Annotated in this window: 16 protein-coding genes; 15 read left to right on the plus strand and 1 reads right to left on the minus strand. The window is 68.7% G+C overall.

Going from position 1 to position 18,087, the window contains the following annotated elements:
- Nucleotides 1-5 precede the first annotated feature (5 nt).
- Complete coding sequence (locus B3K53_RS13040) at nt 6-281, plus strand: hypothetical protein (protein WP_292084857.1); 276 nt, start codon at nt 6-8, stop codon at nt 279-281.
- Between the two features lie 155 nt (nt 282-436).
- Here B3K53_RS13040 and B3K53_RS13045 read toward each other — a convergent pair whose 3' ends face one another.
- Entirely contained in the window at nt 437-1,954 is a 1,518-nt protein-coding gene (locus tag B3K53_RS13045; RefSeq protein ID WP_292084858.1) for a helicase HerA-like domain-containing protein, read from the minus strand.
- A gap of 118 nt (nt 1,955-2,072) precedes the next feature.
- Here B3K53_RS13045 and B3K53_RS13050 point away from each other — a divergent pair, with 118 nt between their 5' ends.
- From B3K53_RS13050 to B3K53_RS13115, 14 genes are all read left to right on the plus strand, one after another.
- The gene (locus B3K53_RS13050; protein WP_292084859.1) at nt 2,073-3,233 is read left to right on the plus strand and encodes an AI-2E family transporter; all 1,161 of its coding nucleotides are present in this window, start codon (nt 2,073-2,075) and stop codon (nt 3,231-3,233) included.
- A gap of 406 nt (nt 3,234-3,639) precedes the next feature.
- Nucleotides 3,640-8,499, plus strand: coding sequence for an NAD-glutamate dehydrogenase (locus B3K53_RS13055; RefSeq protein WP_292084860.1), 4,860 nt, complete (start codon nt 3,640-3,642; stop codon nt 8,497-8,499).
- 185 nt (nt 8,500-8,684) lie between these two features.
- Nucleotides 8,685-9,152, plus strand: coding sequence for a universal stress protein (locus B3K53_RS13060; protein ID WP_292084861.1), 468 nt, complete (start codon nt 8,685-8,687; stop codon nt 9,150-9,152).
- Between the two features lie 251 nt (nt 9,153-9,403).
- Nucleotides 9,404-9,961 (plus strand): NifU family protein, encoded by a 558-nt coding sequence (locus B3K53_RS13065; protein WP_292084862.1) that lies wholly within the window; start codon nt 9,404-9,406, stop codon nt 9,959-9,961.
- Nucleotides 9,962-10,140: 179 nt separating this feature from the next.
- The gene (locus tag B3K53_RS13070; RefSeq protein WP_292084863.1) at nt 10,141-10,743 is read left to right on the plus strand and encodes a helix-turn-helix domain-containing protein; all 603 of its coding nucleotides are present in this window, start codon (nt 10,141-10,143) and stop codon (nt 10,741-10,743) included.
- Between the two features lie 72 nt (nt 10,744-10,815).
- A complete protein-coding gene (locus tag B3K53_RS13075; protein WP_292084865.1) occupies nt 10,816-11,184 on the plus strand; it encodes a helix-turn-helix domain-containing protein in 369 nt (122 codons plus the stop codon).
- Nucleotides 11,185-11,206: 22 nt separating this feature from the next.
- A complete protein-coding gene (gene tsaB, locus B3K53_RS13080) occupies nt 11,207-11,896 on the plus strand; it encodes a tRNA (adenosine(37)-N6)-threonylcarbamoyltransferase complex dimerization subunit type 1 TsaB (protein ID WP_292084867.1) in 690 nt (229 codons plus the stop codon).
- Nucleotides 11,897-11,906: 10 nt separating this feature from the next.
- Nucleotides 11,907-12,314, plus strand: coding sequence for a ribosomal protein S18-alanine N-acetyltransferase (gene rimI, locus B3K53_RS13085; RefSeq protein WP_292084869.1), 408 nt, complete (start codon nt 11,907-11,909; stop codon nt 12,312-12,314).
- Between the two features lie 37 nt (nt 12,315-12,351).
- Entirely contained in the window at nt 12,352-12,828 is a 477-nt protein-coding gene (locus B3K53_RS13090; protein ID WP_292084871.1) for a Fur family transcriptional regulator, read from the plus strand.
- A gap of 66 nt (nt 12,829-12,894) precedes the next feature.
- A complete protein-coding gene (miaB, locus tag B3K53_RS13095) occupies nt 12,895-14,313 on the plus strand; it encodes a tRNA (N6-isopentenyl adenosine(37)-C2)-methylthiotransferase MiaB (RefSeq protein WP_409515786.1) in 1,419 nt (472 codons plus the stop codon).
- 179 nt (nt 14,314-14,492) lie between these two features.
- Nucleotides 14,493-15,485, plus strand: a complete 993-nt coding sequence (locus B3K53_RS13100) for a PhoH family protein (RefSeq protein ID WP_292084874.1) — start codon at nt 14,493-14,495, stop codon at nt 15,483-15,485.
- Nucleotides 15,486-15,941, plus strand: coding sequence for an rRNA maturation RNase YbeY (gene ybeY, locus B3K53_RS13105; RefSeq protein ID WP_292084875.1), 456 nt, complete (start codon nt 15,486-15,488; stop codon nt 15,939-15,941).
- Nucleotides 15,938-17,527 (plus strand): apolipoprotein N-acyltransferase, encoded by a 1,590-nt coding sequence (gene lnt, locus B3K53_RS13110; protein WP_292084876.1) that lies wholly within the window; start codon nt 15,938-15,940, stop codon nt 17,525-17,527. Before ybeY ends, lnt begins: the two co-directional genes overlap by 4 nt.
- Complete coding sequence (locus B3K53_RS13115; RefSeq protein WP_292084878.1) at nt 17,524-17,991, plus strand: helix-turn-helix domain-containing protein; 468 nt, start codon at nt 17,524-17,526, stop codon at nt 17,989-17,991. The genes lnt and B3K53_RS13115 overlap by 4 nt, the downstream gene beginning before the upstream one ends.
- Nucleotides 17,992-18,087: the final 96 nt, after the last annotated feature.

An 18,087-nucleotide genomic window follows, 5' to 3' on the forward strand; every position in this document is an offset into this window, starting at 1 on the left:
CCTGAATGGAGAGCATCACTGTGACCCGCGATGGCCGGATGTCCCACGATGGACGCAAGGACGACGAGCCGTTTAGCAACTACCTCTACGCAGTCTTCAACGGCGATCAACGTATCGCTGAGATCACTCACACCTATCGCGGCGACGAGCTTTCCATGCGCCTAGTCGGGGGTGAGTGGGTGGACGCTGACGAAATTATCATCGGTGGCGGAAGGGCTGACAAACCACTTTTTCTTACACGCGCAGGACTGTGCTTGTTGGAGCGGCTTCGGGCGGCGTGATGTCTGCTAACCACCCTTAGCCGTCATTCCGGGGCGCGCAGTGAACCCGGAACCCAGGCGGTTGAGGTTTTGCGCGCTCGCCATGGGTTCCGGCGCCTGGACCCCGGATCGTCCCTTTGGGCCGTCCGGGGTGACGGAGTTTGGCGGACCGGGCTCTACCGTCGCTTCAGACTGCCCAGGACGCCGCGCAGCAGTTCGCGGGTGATGGTCGAGCCGGCGGTGCGCAGGACGGACTTGGTCAGGGCCTCCATCGGGGTCTGACGGGACGAGGCGCGCGGACGGGGAGCGGCGCGTTCGCGCGCCGGGGCGGGGGCGGAACGGGCGGCTTTTTCGGCCGCCTTGGCCTGGGCTGAGGCGGCGGCGGTTTCGGCCTCGATGCGCTCGGCCTGGGCGCGGCGGGCCTTCAGGACCTCTTCGGCCGACTCGCGGTTGACCGCCGTGTCATAGGTCCCGCGCACCGGGCTGGCGGCCATGACGGCGGCGCGTTCGGCGTCGGTGGCGGGGCCGAGGCGCGAGTCCGGCGGACGGATCCTGGTCTGGGCCACCACGGTCGGGGCCCCCTTGTCGTCCAGGGTCGAGACCAGGGCCTCGCCCACGCCTAGACCCTGAATGGCCTCGGCGGTGTCAAAGCCGGGATTGGTGCGGAAGCTCTGGGCGGCGGCGCGCAGGCCCTTCTGTTCGGCCGGGGTGTAGGCGCGAAGCGCGTGCTGCACCCGGTTGCCCAGCTGGGCCAGGACGGTGTCGGGAATGTCGGCCGGGTTCTGGGTGACGAAATAGACCCCGACCCCCTTGGAGCGGATCAGGCGCACCACCTGTTCGACCTTTTCCAGCAGGCCCTTGGGCGCGTCGTTGAACAGCAGGTGGGCTTCGTCGAAGAAGAAGACCAGGCGCGGCTTCTCCGGGTCGCCGATCTCGGGAAGCTGCTCGAACAGCTCCGACAGCAGCCACAACAGGAAGGCGGCGTACAGGCGCGGGCTGTTCATCAGCCGGGTGGAGTCCAGCACATTGACCTGGCCCCGCCCGTCCAGCGAGGTGCGCATCATGTCCTCCAGCCGCAGGGCCGGTTCGCCGAAGAAGGCGGTCCCGCCCTGTTGCTCCAGCTGCAGCAGGGCGCGCTGGATGGCGGCGATCGAGGTGGGCGAGACATTGCCGACCTCGCGGCCGATGGTCTGGGCGTTCTCGCCGACATAGGCCAGCAGGGCGCGCAGGTCCTCGAGGTCCAGCAGCAGCAGGCCCTCCTTGTCGGCGACGTGGAAGGCGACGGTCAGGACCCCCTCCTGCACGTCATTCAACTCCAGCATCCGGGCCAGGAGGGTCGGACCCACGTCGGACACGGTGGCGCGGATCGGGTGGCCCTTGACGCCGTACAGGTCCCAGAAGACGACCGGGGCCGCCTTGCCGGTCAGGCTCAGGCCCATCTTGCCGGCGCGCTCGGCGAACTTTTCGACATTGCCCGCCTGGCTGATGCCCGACAGGTCGCCCTTCACGTCGGCGCAGAAGACGGGGACGCCCGCGTCGGAAAAGCCCTGGGCCATGATCTGCAGGGTCACGGTCTTGCCCGTGCCGGTGGCGCCGGCCACCACGCCGTGGCGGTTGGCGCGCTTGAACAGCAGGTTTTCAGCGGCGCCCTCGAAGGACTGGCCGAGGAAGAGGGCGGCGGGGGCGTCGGTCATGTCGGGCGGTCTCCAGCGTCTGACCGCATGGTTATCTGACAGGGGCGGGGCCGCAAGGCGGAACCGTGCGGCTTTACAGCGATTGACGCTCTCCCCGACGCCGCCGACAGTCACGCTCATGAAACTGCCCATCTCGGTCCCGACCTCCTCGGTCGCACGCAACGCCCTGGTTTTGATCGCCGTCGTGGCGGGTGGGGCGGCGCTCTACTGGCTGAGGGACATCCTGACGCCCCTGGCCATGGCCATCTTCCTGTTGATCATGATCGACGGGGTGAAGCGGGCCATCGAGCACCGCACGCCTGTGCCTCCGCGCTTCGCCGGCGCGGCGGCCCTGACCGTCGTGGTGCTGGGCTTCCTGCTGTCGATCTGGATCATCGTCGACGGGGCGGCGAGCTTCTTCACGGATGCGTCAGGGGTGTCGGCGAGCATCGGTCCGCGACTGGATCACATCATCGCTGACGTCAGCGGCCTGGTCGGGGTGTCAGATCCGCCGACGCTGAACGAGCTGATCGCGGGAATCGACCTGCGTGGCTGGCTGACCCAGGCGGCCCTGCAGGCCCAGGGCGTCGCTTCGGGCGCCTTCTTCGTCATGGTCTATCTGGGCTTCCTGCTGGCCTCGCAGGCGGGCTTCCGCAAGAAGATCGTGGCCATGTTCCCCGATCGCGGCGCGCGCAACGAGGCGCTGGAGGTGTTCAGCCGGGTGCGCGGCGGGGTCGAGGGTTATCTGTGGGTCCAGGCCGTGACGGGGGCCATGATCTGCGCCGTCGCCTGGGCCTTGATGCGGGCCGTGGGGCTTCAGAACGCCGAGTTCTGGACCTTCGTCATCTTCATCGTCGGCTTTATTCCCGTGCTGGGCGGCGCCATCGCCGGCTGCGCTCCGCCCCTGTTCGCCCTGGTGCAGTTCGAGAGCTACTGGCCGGCCCTGATCCTGCTGGTGGGCCTGCAGGCCCTGCTGTTCATCGTCGGCAACATGATCCAGCCGCGCATGCAGGGCGATAACCAGAACATCGACCCCGTGGTGGTCCTGCTGGCCCTGGCCCTGTGGGGCAAGATGTGGGGCGTTCCGGGCATGTTCCTGTCGACCCCGCTGGCGGTCATGGCCATGGCCATCCTGGCCGAGTTCAAGGGCTCGCGCTGGATGGCGGTCCTGCTGTCCGGCGACGGCGAGCCCTATGCCGCGCGCAAGGCCGCCGTGCGGCCGGAAGGCGGAGGCGGTTGGTTCAGGCGTCTGCTCGGGCGCGGCAAGCCGCCGCACGAAAAAGATCGGAATGAAGGCTGATCCTGCCCTTGATCCGCCACAACCGCCGACTATCTGTCCAATCAGACGACGCGGCCCCCCTCCCCCCTCCGGCCGCGAAGTCCAGAGGACCGGCGCTCCCTCCCCCTCCTGCGCCGGACCCAAGCAGGCCGTCGAGCGTTTCGCTCGACGGCCTTGTTCTTTTCAGGCCCATGTTTTCGGTATGACGCTTCGTCTGATCCGGGCTGAATTGGGGCAGTTGTTGTCGTGTTTTAGGGTTGAGCGACCGAAATTCGCCCAACTGTGGGCCTCTGGCGCAACATGGTGCGCTGCACACTGAAATTCAGGGTCTTAGCCGCCTCAGCCGGCCTAGCCAGTTTCGCCAGCGGCGCTAAGGTGGTGCGGTCAAATCCCTGCGGCCTCAGGCCGTGCTGTTCGAGACCACACCATGTCCGCCGCTCCGCGCACAGTTTCCGCCACGCCAGCTGTACTGGAGGCGCTGGAAGCGGCTTACGCGCGGATTGTCGACGGCCCGCCGGGCGCCGCAGAAAAGTCGTTCCTGGCCCAGGCCTTCGACGACTACGCCGCTGACGAGACCCCTGAACTGGGCGGCGACGATCTGGCCGCCCTTCTGGCTTCGGCCTGGCGCGCGGCCCTGACCCGCAAGGCCGGCGAACCCGCCCGCGTCACCGTCAGCCCCCTGGTCGGCGCCGACGGCGCCCCGACCGGTTATGACAGCGTCCTGATCTTGCAGGACGACGCCCCCTTCCTGGTCGACAGCGTGCTCGGCGAACTGGCCGACGCCGGGGTCACGGTGCGGGCCCTTTTCCACCCGATCGTCGAGCTTGAGGCCGGCCGTCGCGACTCCCTGATCATCGTCGTCATCGATCCCCTGCCCCAGGAACGCCGCGACGCCCTGGGCGAGGGCCTGGCCCAGGCCATGGCCGATGTGCGCGCCGCCGTGACCGATCACGCCGCCATGGTCCAGCTGATGCGCGACGCCGTCGAGCAGCTGGAGGCCGCGCCGCCCGCCGGCGTCGATCCGGCCGTACTGGAAGAGAACATCGCCTTCCTGCGTTGGGCCAAGAGCGACCACTTCGTCTTCCTGGGCGCCCGTGACTACGCCTATCCCCGCAGCGCCGACGGCGGCTATGCGGCCGAGGCCCCGCTGGAGGTGTCGGATCAGGGCCTGGGCATTCTGAACGATCCCGAGCGCCGGGTGCTGCGCCGCGCTTCCGAGCCCGCCGTCCTGACCCCGGCCATGCAGCGCCAGCTGAATGAGAGCGAGCCGGTCACCGTGGCCAAGGCCAATATGCGCTCGCGCGTGCATCGCCGCGCCTACATGGACTACGTCGGGGTCAAGCGTTACGGCGCGGACGGCAAGGCTTCGGGCGAGACGCGCTTCGTCGGCCTGTTCACCGCCGAGGCCTATGACAAGATGGCCAAGGAGGTGCCGCTGATCCGGCGCAAGGTCGCCAATGCGCTGGAACGCGCGGGCAAGACCCCCGGCAGCCACAACTACAAGCGCCTGAAGAACATCCTCGAGAACTATCCCCGCGACGAGCTGTTCCAGATCAGCGAGGACGAGCTGCTGGATACGGCGCTCGGCATCCTGCACCTCTACGACCGCCCGCGCATCCGTCTGTTCTCGCGCCGCGATCCGTTCGATCGTTTCGTCTCGGTTCTGTGCTTCATCCCGCGTGAACGCTTCGACGCCGGCCTGCGCCAGCGCATCGGCGGCATCCTGGCCAAGGCCTGGGGCGGTCGGGTCTCGGCCTGGTATCCGCAGCTGACGGACCAGCCGCTGACGCGCGTCCACTACATCATCGGCGTCGAGCCGGGCGCCCACCTGAACCCCGACCCCAAGGCCCTGGAAGCCGAGGTGGCCGAGGCCGGCCGCAGCTGGATCGACCGTTTCGAGACCGCCCTGCGCGCCGCCGACGTGGATGAGGTCGCTGTCGGTCCGACCAGCGCCAAATGGGCCGACAGCTTCGGCGTCTCCTATCGTGATCGCTACGACGCCGCCGAGGCCGTGGCCGATTTGGAGCAGTTCGATCGCCTGAACGACGGCTCGATGGGCGACGGCGTCCATTCCGAGCCGGTGGCTGTCCGCGCCTTCCGCACGGCGGACGAGACCTCGCTGCAGTTCCGTTTCAAGCTCTATCGTCGCGGCTCGGCCGTGCCGCTGTCCGACGTCCTGCCGATCCTGGCCGACATGGGTCTGAAGACGCTGGAGGAGTCGGACCATGTCGTCCGAACGACCGGCGACGCCCCCATCTACATCCACGACTTCCTGCTGGAAGATCCGCGCGGCGAAGGCCTGAGCTTCGCCGACATCAAGGCTCCGTTCGAGGCCGCCTTCTCGGCGGTCTGGACCGGCCGCACCGAGAGCGACGGCTTCAACCGTCTGGTGCTGGAGCTGGGCGTGGATTGGCGCGAGGCGGCCCTGATCCGCACCCTCGCCCGCTATCGTCAGCAGACCGGCCTGGACCCGTCGCAGGCGGTGCAGGAAACGGCCCTGCGCGAATATCCGACCGTCGCGCGCGCCATCCTGTCGCTATTCAAGGCCAAGTTCGATCCGGCCCACGGCGGCACGGTCGCCGAGCGCGAAGCCCTGGTGGCCGAGCTGAACGACAAGATCCTCGCCCTGCTGCAGGACGTGAAGAGTCTGGATCACGACCGGGTGCTGCGCCGCATCGCCCTGCTGATCGGCGCGGTCAAGCGCACCAACTTCTATCAGGTCGACGCCGAGGGCGTGGCCAAGCCGCACATCTCGATCAAGATCGCCTCGCGCGAGCTTGAGGATCTGCCCCTGCCCAAGCCCTTCCGCGAAATCTTCGTCTGGGCCCCGCACATCGAGGGCGTCCACCTGCGCTTCGGCCCCGTCGCGCGCGGCGGTCTGCGCTGGTCGGACCGTCGCGACGACTTCCGCACCGAGGTCCTCGGTCTGGTGAAGGCCCAGCAGGTCAAGAACTCGGTCATCGTGCCGGTCGGCTCCAAGGGCGGCTTCTATCCCAAGCAGCTGCCGGTCGGCGGCGACCGCGACGCGGTCCAGGCCGAGGCCATCCGCGCCTACAAGACCTTCCTGTCCGGCCTGCTGGACATCACCGACAACATCGTGGGCGAAGGCGCCCCGGTGCGTCCGGCCAATGTCGTGGCCTGGGAAGGCGACGATCCCTATCTGGTCGTGGCCGCCGACAAGGGCACGGCGACCTTCTCGGACATCGCCAACGGCGTGAGCCAGTCCTACGGCTTCTGGCTGGACGACGCCTTCGCGTCGGGCGGCTCGGCCGGCTACGACCACAAGGAGATGGGCATCACGGCGCGCGGCGCCTGGGAGGCGGTCAAGCGCCACTTCCGCGAGATGGGCAAGGACATCCAGTCCGAGCCCTTCACCGTGGTCGGCGTAGGCGACATGTCCGGCGACGTCTTCGGCAACGGCATGCTGCTGTCCAAGGCGATCAAGCTGGTCGCCGCCTTCGATCACCGCGACATCTTCATCGACCCCAATCCGGACACGGCCAAGTCGTTCGCCGAGCGTCAGCGCCTGTTCGAGACGCCGCGCACCAGCTGGCAGGACTATGACAAGAGCCTGATTTCGGAAGGCGGCGGCGTCTTCTCTCGTTCCGCCAAGACCATCACCCTGACGCCGCAGATCAAGGAACTGCTGGATATCGAGGCCGACACGGTCGACCCCACCACCCTGATGCAGGCCATCCTCAAGGCGCGCGCCGAGCTGCTCTACTTCGGCGGCATCGGCACCTACATCAAGGGCGCGGGCGAGACCAACGCCCAGGCCGGCGACAAGGCCAACGACGCCATCCGCATCAACGGCGGCGAGGTCCGGGCCCTGGTCCTGGGCGAAGGCGCCAACCTGGGCGCGACCCAATTGGGCCGCATCGAGGCGGCGCGCGCGGGCATGCGCCTGAACACCGACGCCATCGACAACTCGGCGGGTGTGGACTCGTCCGACCATGAGGTGAACATCAAGATCCTCACCGGCGGGGCCATCGCTTCGGGCCATCTGAAGGCCGAGGATCGCAACGCCCTGCTGAAATCGATGACCGACGAGGTCGGCCTCAAGGTCCTGGCCCACAACTACGACCAGACCCTGGCACTGACCCTGCAACAGGCCGAAGGCGCCGAGGCGCTGGACGCTCAGCAGACCTTCATGCAGCACCTGACCGCCCTGGGTAAGCTGAACCGCGCGGTGGAATACCTGCCCGATGACGCCCGCATGGCCGAGATGAAGCTGCAGGGCGCGGCCCTGACCCGTCCCGAACTGGCGGTGCTGACGGCCTATTCCAAGCTGGAGCTGTTCGACGAGATCGTCGGCTCCTCGGCGCCGGACGACGCCTTCTTCGAGCGCCTGCTGGTCCACTACTTCCCGGCTCCGCTGGCGAAGTTTGAGGAGGACATGAAGGGCCACCGTCTGCGTCGCGACATCATCGCCACCGTGCTGTCGAACGAGATCGTCAACATGGCCGGGCCGACCTTCCCTGATCGCCTGCGGGCGGCGGCGGAATGCGACACCGCGGCCATGGTCACGGCTTTCGAGACGGCGCGTCAGGTCTTCCGCCTGGATCAGGCCTGGAAGGCGGTGTCGGCCCTGGACCTCAAGATCCCGGCCGAGGCCCAGACGGCCCTCTATCAGGAGATCGCCAAGGTCCTGCGTCGCCAGACCTACTGGCTGGCCCGCCGCGCCGCCCGCACGGAAACCACGGTCGGCGGCATGATCGCCGCCTATCAGCCGGCCGCCGACGCCCTGCGCGCCGCGGGTCCGGCTGTGCTGTCGCGCTTCGAGCAGCAGCAGTTCGAAGCCCGCGTCGCCACCTTCGTCGGCCTGGGCGCCCCCGAAGACCTGGCCCGCGACATCGCCCTGCTGCGGCCCATGGTGGCCACGGCCGACATCGGCGATCTGGCCAATGAACTGGGCTGGAGCGCGCCGGCCATGGCGCGCCTCTATCACCAGGTCGGCGCCGCCTTCGACTTCGACCGCCTGCGCGTGGCGGCGGGCTCGATCCCGTCGGGCGATCACTTCGATCGTCTGGCCGTGCGCCGACTGATCCAGGACCTGATGGCCGAGCAGCAGCAGCTGACCCGCGCCGTGGCCAAGGCCTCGGCCGAGACGGCGGGCGCCAGCGAGGAAGCCGCCGAGACGGCCGTTGACGCCTGGATCGGCGCTCGCATCGGTCAGGTCGAATCCCTGCGCGGTTCGGTCGACGAGATCGAGACCTCGGGCACGGGCTGGACCTTCGCCAAGCTGACCATCGCCAACGGGGCCATCAGAGAGGTTCTGGGAAGCTAAGGCTTCCCAGGGGCGCTATCGCTCGCCGCGCGGCGGCTCGCTGCTTGAGCGCAGTCGCGTGATGTCTGCCTGAAGAGGCCCGCTCGTTTCGTCGTTCGCGACGAGGCGGGCGGGCCTTGGCGTTTGGGGCGGCTTGGCGTTAGGTGGTCGCCGCTGTTCAGAGATCCGCAAGGCGAGCCGACACCATGCCCAGGAAGTTCCTCGTCGTCGTGGACGACAGCCCCGAGTTCGGCGCGGCCCTCGGCTACGCTGCTCGCCGGGCCAAGTCGACCGGCGGGCGTGTGGTGCTGCTGCGCGCCCTGCCCGGCGGCTCGGATGAGCACTGGTCCGGCGTCCGCGACGAAATCCGCCGTCAGCAGCGCGAGGAGGCCGAGGCCCTGCTGAACCGTCTGGGAGAGGAAGCCGCCGAGAAGTCCGGCGCCTCGCCCATCTTCATCATTGAGGAAGGCGACCCCCAGGGCGCCATCCGCAAGACCGTCGGCGCCGATCCCGACATCAAGATCCTGGTCCTGGCCGCCGGTTCCGGCTCGCGCGGGCCAGGCCCCCTGGTTTCGGCCGTGCTGAAACAGGGCGGCGCCTTCACCGGCCGCAAGCTGCCCGTGACCATCGTGCCGGGCGAACTGACCGAGGCGGACATCGAAGACCTGGCATAATTCTAAGGGTCGCTATCGCTCGGCTCGCGGAGCCTCGCTGCTTGAGCGACGATGCTGCGTTTCTCCCTCCCCTTCATGGGGAGGGTGGCTGAGCCCGGAGGGCGAGGCCGAGTGGGGCGCTCGGCAAATCAGAAGCCACGCCAGCATCACCTTGCCCTCCCCACCCGATCGACGCTTCGCGCCGACCACCCTCCCCATGAAGGGGAGGGAGAAGGCTTGCGAACTTCTCTGTCGAGGTCCATCTCCCGGCCATGTTCATCCAGACCGAACCCACGCCGAACCCCCATGTCCTGAAATTCCTGCCGGGCCGCGACGTGGCGCCGGAAGGCGTGCTGGAATATCGCACCATCGACGAGGCGGCCGCCTCGCCCCTGGCCGAAGCCCTGTTCGAGGTGGAAGGCGTCGAGGGCGTCTTCTTCGGCGCCGACTATGTCTCGGTGACGCGCGGCGCCCAGGCCCCGGACTGGAGCGCGATGAAGGCCCCTATCCTGTCGGTCATCATGGACCACTTCGTCTCGGGGGCGCCGCTGACGCGCGGCGTCGAGGCTTCGAACGAGGATGCCGGCGAGGACACGGAGATCATCGCCGAGATCAAGGGTCTGCTCGACAGCCGCATCCGCCCGGCCGTGGCCCAGGACGGCGGCGACATCCTGTTCGACCATTTCGACGAGGAAACCGGCGTCCTGCGCCTGCGCATGCGCGGCGCCTGCTCGGGCTGCCCCTCCTCCTCGGCTACCCTGAAGGCTGGCGTGGAGCAGATGATGCGCCACTACATCCCCGAAGTGACCAGCGTCGAGCAGGTCATCTAGGCAAGGGGCGCTATCGCTCGCCGCGCGGCGGCTCGCTGCTTGAGCGCAGGTGGGGCGCGCGCGAAGCGCCAGGCCGCGTCGGGTCGGGAGGTCCCGAGGGGCCGACGACGCGGCTCCACAAAGATGTTGTTTCACATGAAACACTATCGTCCGAACGGGCCGTGGGGCATGATCGCCGCATGGCCCGTTTCACATCTGATGATGACGCCGGAGCCGAGGGGCGCGCCCTCGGCGAAGCCCTGTCCGCCTTGCGCCGCGAACGCGGCCTCAGCCAGGCCGAGGCAGGCACGCGGATCGGCATGACCAGCCAGGGCTGGGGCCTGTACGAGGCGGGCAAGCGCCCCGGTCTGTTCCGCCCCGACGTCCAGCGGCGCCTGACCGCCGCCCTCGACGCCACACCCGAGGATCTGGCCCTTCTGGTCGGCGCCGTCCCCGCCCCGATCTCCCCGCCCAGGACCCCGTCGGATGAGCTTCAGGCGCGCGGTCGCGCCTTCGAGGCCGCGCCTATGGCCGAGCGGCGGCGGCTGCAGCTTTCCACCGACGACCTGGCCCCCTGGGCCGCCGCCGGGACGGTGCTGGAATATGCGCCGGGCCGCTGGCCGCGCCGCGATCAGGGCTGCGTCATTGAGATGGACGACGGCTCCTTGCGGGCGCGGCTCTATGTGCGTTCGGACGAGGTCGAGCTGGTGGTGCGGGGCGCGGGCGCCCTGCTGACCATCGAGCGGATCCCACGTCATTCGGCGCGCGCCGTCTCGGCCGTGACGGCGCGGCTGGATGAGTGATGAAACGAAAAAGTTGTGTTTCATCGCGCTCTATGAAACTGTACGGCGGTGAACGTCAGGGAGCCGCCGTCCATGAACCGCCGCACTCAGCATATCGACGCCGTCGTGGGCCTGCGGATGGCGGCCCGTCGGTCGGCGCTCGGCCTGTCGCAGACGGCCCTGGCCGAGCAGCTGGGGGTCAGCTTCCAGCAGGTGCAGAAGTACGAAAAGGGCGCCAACCGAGTCTCGGCCTCGCGCCTGCATCAGGTGGCGACCGTCCTGGGCTGTTCGGTGGCCGACTTCTTTCCCGCGCGGGCCGATGCGCCCGACCCCATGGCCGGTCTGCGCGACCTGACGGCGACGGCGGACGGCCGCGCCCTGGCCGAGGCCTTTCACCGCATCGCGGACCCGGCGCTGCGTCAGGCGGTGACGCGGGTGGTCGAGGCGCTGGCGTCGGCCTGATCGCCCCGATAGGAAGGCGGCGATGAAAGTTCTGATCGTGGATACGGCGCTGGGCGCCTGTTCGGCCGGGGTGGTCGAGGACGGGCGCCTGCTGGGCCTGCGCACCGAACTGATGACCAAGGGCCATCAGGAGCGTTTGGCCGGCATGGCCCGCGACGCGGTGGCCGAGGCCGGCGGCGGCTTCGGCGCCGTTGACCGGATCGGCGTCACCGTGGGGCCTGGCTCCTTCACCGGCCTGCGCGTCGGTCTCGCCTTCGCCCAGGGTCTGGGCGCGGCGCTGGATCGCCCGGTCGTCGGGGTCTCGACCCTGGACGCTTTGGCCGCATCATCTCCCGCCACGGGGCTGGTCGCCGCCGTCATCGACGCGCGCCGGGGGCAGGTCTACGCGCGGCTGTTCCGCGACGGGGTCGCCATGGGCGCGGCCGAGGCCCTGCCGTTGGACGTCGCGGTGGACCGCATTCTTCAGGCTGCAGCCGGGAATGCGCCGGCCCTGGTCGGATCGGGGGCCCTGTTGTTGGCGGAAGCCTTCCCGGACCACCTCGCGGACGCGGTGATTAGGCCGCTGGCGGCGCCGCCGCCTGAGACCCTGGCTAGCCTGACCGCCACCGCCGATCCGACGACGGCCCTGCCCCGCCCGCTCTATCTGCGCGCGCCCGACGCCACCCCGCCCAGCCGCCTGCCGGGCCAGCCGCGCCCGCCCGCCGCATCATGACTGGCGCCTCGTGACCGACGCCCTCGCCGCCCTCCACGCCGAGGCCTTCGAGACGCCGTGGGACGCCGCCTCCCTGTCGGCCCTGCTGGCCTCGCCCGGTGTCTTTGCGGTCGAGGAGCCCGACGGCTTCATCCTGATCCGCGTGGTCGCCGACGAGGCGGAGATCCTGACCCTGGCCGTGCGGCCATCTGCAAGGCGCGGCGGGCTCGGCCGACGTCTGGTCGAGGCCGCCGTGGTCCGAGCGGCGGCGCTGGGGGCCGAGCGCATGTTCCTGGAAGTGGCCGAGGACAATGTCGCCGCCCGCGCCCTCTACGCCCGCACGGGGTTCACCGAGGCGGGGCGTCGTCGCGGATATTATGCGCGTGCGGATGGAAGCCGTGAGGACGCCCTGGTGCTGGCGCTGAACTTTTCTCGATAGCTTCCATAAGGCGACGGCTCAGCCTATCCTCCGCCCCATGGAACGGATCGAGAAACTTTGCGCCGACCGCGGCATGCGTATGACCGAGCAGCGGCGCGTGATCGCCCGCGTGCTGTCGCAGGCCGAGGATCACCCTGACGTCGAGGAGCTGTATCGCCGCGCCTCCGCCATCGATCCGCATATCTCGATCGCCACCGTCTATCGCACCGTGCGCCTGTTCGAAGAGGCGGGCGTGGTCGAAAAGCACGACTTCGGCGACGGTCGCAGCCGCTACGAAGAAGCGGGCGACGACCACCACGACCACCTGATCGACACCAAGACCGGCGAGGTCATCGAGTTCTTCGACGCCGAGATCGAGCGCCTGAAGACCGAGATCGCCAAGCGTCTGGGCTTCGAACTGGTCGGTCACAAGCTGGAGCTCTACGGCCACTCGATCGAGGGCGTCGAGCCCAGCGAGCGCGAGGGCCTGATCTACAAGCGCCACGCCGCACGCGTGGAGCCCACCGACAGCTGAGGCTGCCGAGCGTCGTCTGCGCCTGATCGCCTTGCCGTCGTCGGCTTGGGCGATCATAAGCCGCGCATGACCGATACGCTCGAAAAGCCTGTGGACACGGCGGATGGCGTGGCCGAAACGGCTGCGCCCAAACGCCTCTTCATCAAGACCTACGGCTGTCAGATGAACGTCTATGACAGCGAGCGCATGGCCGACGTCCTGCGCCCGCTGGGCTATGCGCCGACCGACGCGCCCGAAGGGGCCGATTTCGTCATCCTCAACACATGCCATATCCGCGAACGGGCCGCCGAAAAGGTCTATTCGGAACTGGGCAAGCTGAAGCAGATGCGCGAGCGCAAGGTCGCGCGCGGCGACGGCGGCATGACCATCGCGGTCGCCGGCTGCGTCGCCCAGGCCGAGGGCGAAGAGATCATGAAGCGCCAGCCGGCGGTCGACCTGGTGGTCGGCCCCCAGGCCTACCACCAGCTGCCGGAGCTCCTGACCCGCACGGCGCGGGCGCGCGGCGAGCGCATCGGCGCCGACTTTGCCCCGCATGAGAAGTTCGACGCCCTGACGCCCGAGATGATCGCGACACGCGGCGGCGACGGCCCGACCGCCTTCCTGACCGTGCAGGAGGGCTGCGACAAGTTCTGCACCTTCTGCGTCGTGCCCTATACGCGCGGCGCCGAGTGGTCGCGTCCGGTTTCTGCCGTCCTGGCCGAGGCCCGCGCCCTGGCCGACCGGGGCGTGCGCGAGGTCACCCTGCTGGGCCAGAACGTCAACGCCTATGACGGCGAGGGGCCGGACGGAAAGCCCTTCACCCTGGCCCGGCTGGCCTACGCCCTGGCCGAGATTCCCGGTCTGGACCGCATCCGCTACACGACCAGCCACGCCAACGACATGAGCGATGACCTGATCGCCGCCCACGCCGATCTGGACGCCCTGATGCCCTATCTGCACCTGCCGGTTCAGGCCGGGTCTGACCGGGTGTTGCGGCTGATGAACCGCAAGCATGGCCGCCAGAAATACATCGACCTGATCGCCCGCATCCGCGACGCGCGGCCCGACATGGCCATCGCCGGCGACTTCATCGTCGGCTTCCCCGGCGAGACGGATCGCGACTTCGAGGAGACCCTCGATCTGGTGCGCCAGGTCACCTATGCGGGGGCCTTCAGTTTCGTCTATTCGCCGCGTCCCGGCACCCCCGCCGCCACCATGCCGGGCCAGATCGAGGAGAAGGTCGGGCTGGAGCGTCTGCAGCGGTTGCAGGCCCTGTTGTTCGAGCAGCAGACCGCCTTCAACGCGGCCCAGGCGGGCAGAACGTTGAACGTGCTGTTCGAAAAGAAGGGACGTTATGCGGGTCAGGCCATCGGCCGTTCGCCCTATCTGCAGGCCGTTCACGTCGAGGACGCGGATCATCTGCTGGGCCAGATCGTTCCGGTACAGATCATCAGCGGCGCCCAGAACAGTCTGAACGGGCGGTTGGCCGACCCAAGCACTATCTAGACCTGTATTGCAGCGACGTCCCTCAAGCAGCCTCGTCCCGCTGGACGAGGCGTTAGGGACACAAGAGAATGGTCCCTCAAGCAGCCTCGCTCCGCGAGCAAGGCGATAGGGGCCCTAAAACGCTCTCAAGCAGCCCCGCTCCGCGAGCGGGGCGCTAGAGCAACAAAGATGGAGCCTTAATGGCGCGAGAGTCCGAATTCCTGTCCCTGAGCGATCAGGCGCTGCGAGCCGTGATCGGCCCCAACAGCCGCCACGTCGCCCTGATCGAGGACGCCTTCAAGGTGTTGGTCGAGGCGCCTGGCGGGGGCGTGTCGATCAACGGCTCGGCGCGGGATCGGGCCCAGGCGAAACGCGTGGTCGAAACCCTGGCCAAGCGTGCCGACGCAGGCGCCGAGATCACCGAGGCCGATGTGCGGATGGCGCTCGGCGCCGCGGTGACGCAGCCGCGCGCCGATCAGGGCCGGGTGGTGCCGGACGCCGTGGCCCTGCCGGTCGGGCGGCGCGGGGCCATCGCGCCCAAGACGGCGGCCCAGGCGCGCTATCTGGACCTTCTCAGCCGCTGCGAGCTGACCTTCGGCGTCGGTCCGGCGGGCACAGGCAAGACCTTCCTGGCGGCGGCCTATGGCGCCAGTCTGCTGCGGCGCGGCCAGGTGGACCGCCTGGTCATCACCCGTCCGGCCGTTGAGGCGGGCGAGAAGCTGGGCTTCCTGCCGGGCGACCTGAATGAGAAGGTCGACCCTTATCTGGCTCCGATCTGGGAGGCGCTGAACGACATCCTCGGCGTCGAGGACGTGCGTCGTCGCCGCGAGAAGGGCGAGATCGAAGCCGCCCCCATCGCCTTCATGCGCGGGCGCACCCTCAGCCACGCCTTCATCATCGTCGACGAGGCCCAGAACACCTCGCGCCTGCAGATGAAGATGGTCCTGACCCGTCTGGGCGAGGGCGCGCGCATGGTCGTCACCGGAGACCCGTCGCAGATCGACCTGCTGAACCCGCGCGATTCCGGTCTCGCCCACGCCCTGCGCATCCTGAAGGACGTGAAGGGGGTCGGGGTTCAGGCCTTCAAGGCCGAGGACGTGGTGCGCCACGCCATGGTCGAGCGCATCGTGCGCGCCTATGACGCCGACGCGGCGCGCAACCGTCCGACGCCGGACCTCGAGGACGAAGACTGAATGATCGAGATCGAAGTCGAGGACGCGGCCTGGACGGCTGCGCTGTCTGACGTCGAGGCCGTCGTCCTGCACGCGGCAACTGCGGCGCTGGGAACCGTCGAGGGCGATGTGGTCGTGCTGCTGACCGATGACGCCGGGGTTCAGGATCTGAACGCCCGTTTCCGCGACAAGGATCGGCCGACCAACGTCCTGTCCTTCCCGGCGGCCGAGAGCGCATTTCCGCATCTGGGCGACGTGGTGCTGGGCTTCGCCTATTGCGCCGCTGAAGCTGAGGTGCAGGGCAAGACCCTGTCGAACCATCTGAGCCATCTGGTCGTCCACGGCGTGCTGCACCTGCTGGGCCGCGACCACGAAGATGACGCCGAGGCCGAGGAGATGGAGGCCGAGGAGCGCGAGATCCTGGCGTCGCTCGGCGTCGCCGATCCCTATGCCGCTGAACATGAGGCGACTGCATGAACGAGCGTTTGTCGGCCCTTTGGGGGGGCGTGCTGACGAACCGCTGGGGTCGTATCGCCCTGGCTCTTCTGGCGGGCGCCGGCGCGGCTCTGGCGCATCCGCCGTTCGGGATCCTGCCGGGCCTGCTGGGCTATCCCTTGTTGATGCTGCTGGCCGAGCGCTCGCGCACGGTGAAAGGCGGCTTCTGGGTCGGCTGGCTGGCCGGATTTTCTTACTTCTTCATCGGCTGCTGGTGGGTGGCCGAGGCCTTCCTGGTCAACAAGGATCAGGCCTGGATGGCGCCCTTCGCCGCCAGCCTGTTGCCCATGGGGCTCGGGTTGTTTTTCGGCGCGGCGACGGCGCTCTATCGTCGTTTCGCCCTGCGCAACGCGGTCCGGCGGGTACTGCTGTTCGCCGCCCTGTTCGCCCTGCTGGAATGGCTGCGCGGCCATGTCCTGACCGGCTTTCCGTGGAATCCGACCGGCGCGGCGTGGCAGGCGGGTTCGGCCATGTCGCAGTTCGCCTCGGTCGCGGGCGTCTATGGTTTGGGGCTGGTGACGCTGGCGGCCGTTTCGGCCCTGGGCTTGCTGGCGAGCGGCGGTGCGCGTCGTCCGCGCTGGATCGCCGCCGGTCTGGGCGTCGCGGTGCTGGCGGGCCTGTTCGGCTTCGGCGCCCTGCGCCTGTCGTCGGCCGAGCGCGTGGACGGCCCGACCCTGATCCGCCTGGTTCAGGCCGACATCCCTCAGGAATCCAAATGGTCGCCCGAGGCCTATCAGGCCATCGTCGATCGCTATGTGGCTCTGACCGCCCAAAAGGGGGCGGCGGTTCCCGACGTGGTGGTCTGGCCCGAAGGCGCCCTGCCCGCCACCGCCAACGACGTCTTCAACTCGGCCGACGCCCAGGCCATCGCCGAGGCCCTGCAGCCCGGTCAGACCCTGCTGATGGGCATCAGCCGCGGCGAGGCCGACCCGAGCGCCGAGGGCGGCGCGCGCTACTTCAACAGCCTGTTCGCCCTGCACGACGAGGGCGCGTCGGGCCTGCGTATCGGCGCCATCTATGACAAGCACCGGCTGGTGCCCTTCGGCGAATACCTGCCGCTGGGCCGCCTGATGAGCCGGATCGGCGTGCGCAGCCTGGTGCACGTTCCCGCCGACTTCAGCCCCGGGCCGAAGCCCGCGCCGATCAGCCTGGTCAATGCGCCGAAGGTCCAGCCGCTGATCTGCTACGAAAGCCTCTATCCGGGCTTCACCCCGGCCAAGGACGCTGACCGTCCGGCCTGGATCGTCAACGTCTCCAACGACGCCTGGTTCGGCGCCACCTCGGGCCCGCGCCAGCACCTGAACCTGGCCAGCTATCGCGCCATCGAGACCGGACTGCCGATCGCGCGGGCCACCCCGACCGGCGTCTCGGCCATGATCGACCCCTGGGGCCGGGTCGTGGACGGCAAGCGGCTGGACCCCGGCCATGCCGGCGTCATCGACGTGCGCCTGCCCGAACCGGCGGCGCCGACCCTCTATGGCCGCTGGGGCGACGGCCTGTTCGGCGTCCTGCTGGTCCTGATGCTGGCGGGTGGCCTGTCGTGGGGAAGGCGCAAGGGGCGGGCATGAGCAAGGCGGGCGACGAGGACGAGCAGGACCGCAAGCGGACGCGTCATATTGATGAGCATCTCGGCGCGCGCGTCCGTTTTATCCGGGAGAACCATGGTCTGACTCAGGCGGACATGGCCCGCAAACTGGATATCTCGACGAACCAGTGGGGCCGCCACGAAAGCGGCGCCAATCGCCTTCCCGCTGCTCGCTTGTGGCAGTTCTGTGAGGCGTTGAAGATCGACATCACCAGCGTTTTCAGGGGGCAGCCCTTTTCGGGCGCCGTCCCTACTGCGACCTTCGAGAGGCTTCCAGAGCCTCAAAGTCTTTTCGGCGCCCACGACGCCGGGGGGCAGGCAGAGGCGCCGCCGGAACACGGCGGCCTGGTGCAGAGGATCGGCGCTGCGGCGAGAGACCTGCCGGAAGCGCGCCAGCGCACGGCCTTGGCGGTCATCCGAGCCTTGAAGGATGAGGGCGACCGCTAGCCGGGTCAGGTTGCAAGGACACGCGCACAACGCGAATTGTCGTGACACCGCTGGCTATCCGTCGCATTTCGAGACAATTGAGTTCGGGCGTAGATT

Source organism: Brevundimonas sp. UBA7506 (assembly GCF_002479495.1).
Lineage (GTDB): Bacteria > Pseudomonadota > Alphaproteobacteria > Caulobacterales > Caulobacteraceae > Brevundimonas.

Coding starts and splice junctions, on each gene's coding strand:
- B3K53_RS13040 (WP_292084857.1), top strand. CDS start 6: ATGGAGAGCATCACTGTGACCCGCGATGGCCGGATGTCCCACGATGGA.
- B3K53_RS13045 (WP_292084858.1), bottom strand. CDS start 1,954: ATGACCGACGCCCCCGCCGCCCTCTTCCTCGGCCAGTCCTTCGAGGGC.
- B3K53_RS13050 (WP_292084859.1), top strand. CDS start 2,073: ATGAAACTGCCCATCTCGGTCCCGACCTCCTCGGTCGCACGCAACGCC.
- B3K53_RS13055 (WP_292084860.1), top strand. CDS start 3,640: ATGTCCGCCGCTCCGCGCACAGTTTCCGCCACGCCAGCTGTACTGGAG.
- B3K53_RS13060 (WP_292084861.1), top strand. CDS start 8,685: ATGCCCAGGAAGTTCCTCGTCGTCGTGGACGACAGCCCCGAGTTCGGC.
- B3K53_RS13065 (WP_292084862.1), top strand. CDS start 9,404: ATGTTCATCCAGACCGAACCCACGCCGAACCCCCATGTCCTGAAATTC.
- B3K53_RS13070 (WP_292084863.1), top strand. CDS start 10,141: ATGGCCCGTTTCACATCTGATGATGACGCCGGAGCCGAGGGGCGCGCC.
- B3K53_RS13075 (WP_292084865.1), top strand. CDS start 10,816: ATGAACCGCCGCACTCAGCATATCGACGCCGTCGTGGGCCTGCGGATG.
- tsaB (WP_292084867.1), top strand. CDS start 11,207: ATGAAAGTTCTGATCGTGGATACGGCGCTGGGCGCCTGTTCGGCCGGG.
- B3K53_RS13090 (WP_292084871.1), top strand. CDS start 12,352: ATGGAACGGATCGAGAAACTTTGCGCCGACCGCGGCATGCGTATGACC.
- miaB (WP_409515786.1), top strand. CDS start 12,895: ATGACCGATACGCTCGAAAAGCCTGTGGACACGGCGGATGGCGTGGCC.
- B3K53_RS13100 (WP_292084874.1), top strand. CDS start 14,493: ATGGCGCGAGAGTCCGAATTCCTGTCCCTGAGCGATCAGGCGCTGCGA.
- ybeY (WP_292084875.1), top strand. CDS start 15,486: ATGATCGAGATCGAAGTCGAGGACGCGGCCTGGACGGCTGCGCTGTCT.
- lnt (WP_292084876.1), top strand. CDS start 15,938: ATGAACGAGCGTTTGTCGGCCCTTTGGGGGGGCGTGCTGACGAACCGC.
- B3K53_RS13115 (WP_292084878.1), top strand. CDS start 17,524: ATGAGCAAGGCGGGCGACGAGGACGAGCAGGACCGCAAGCGGACGCGT.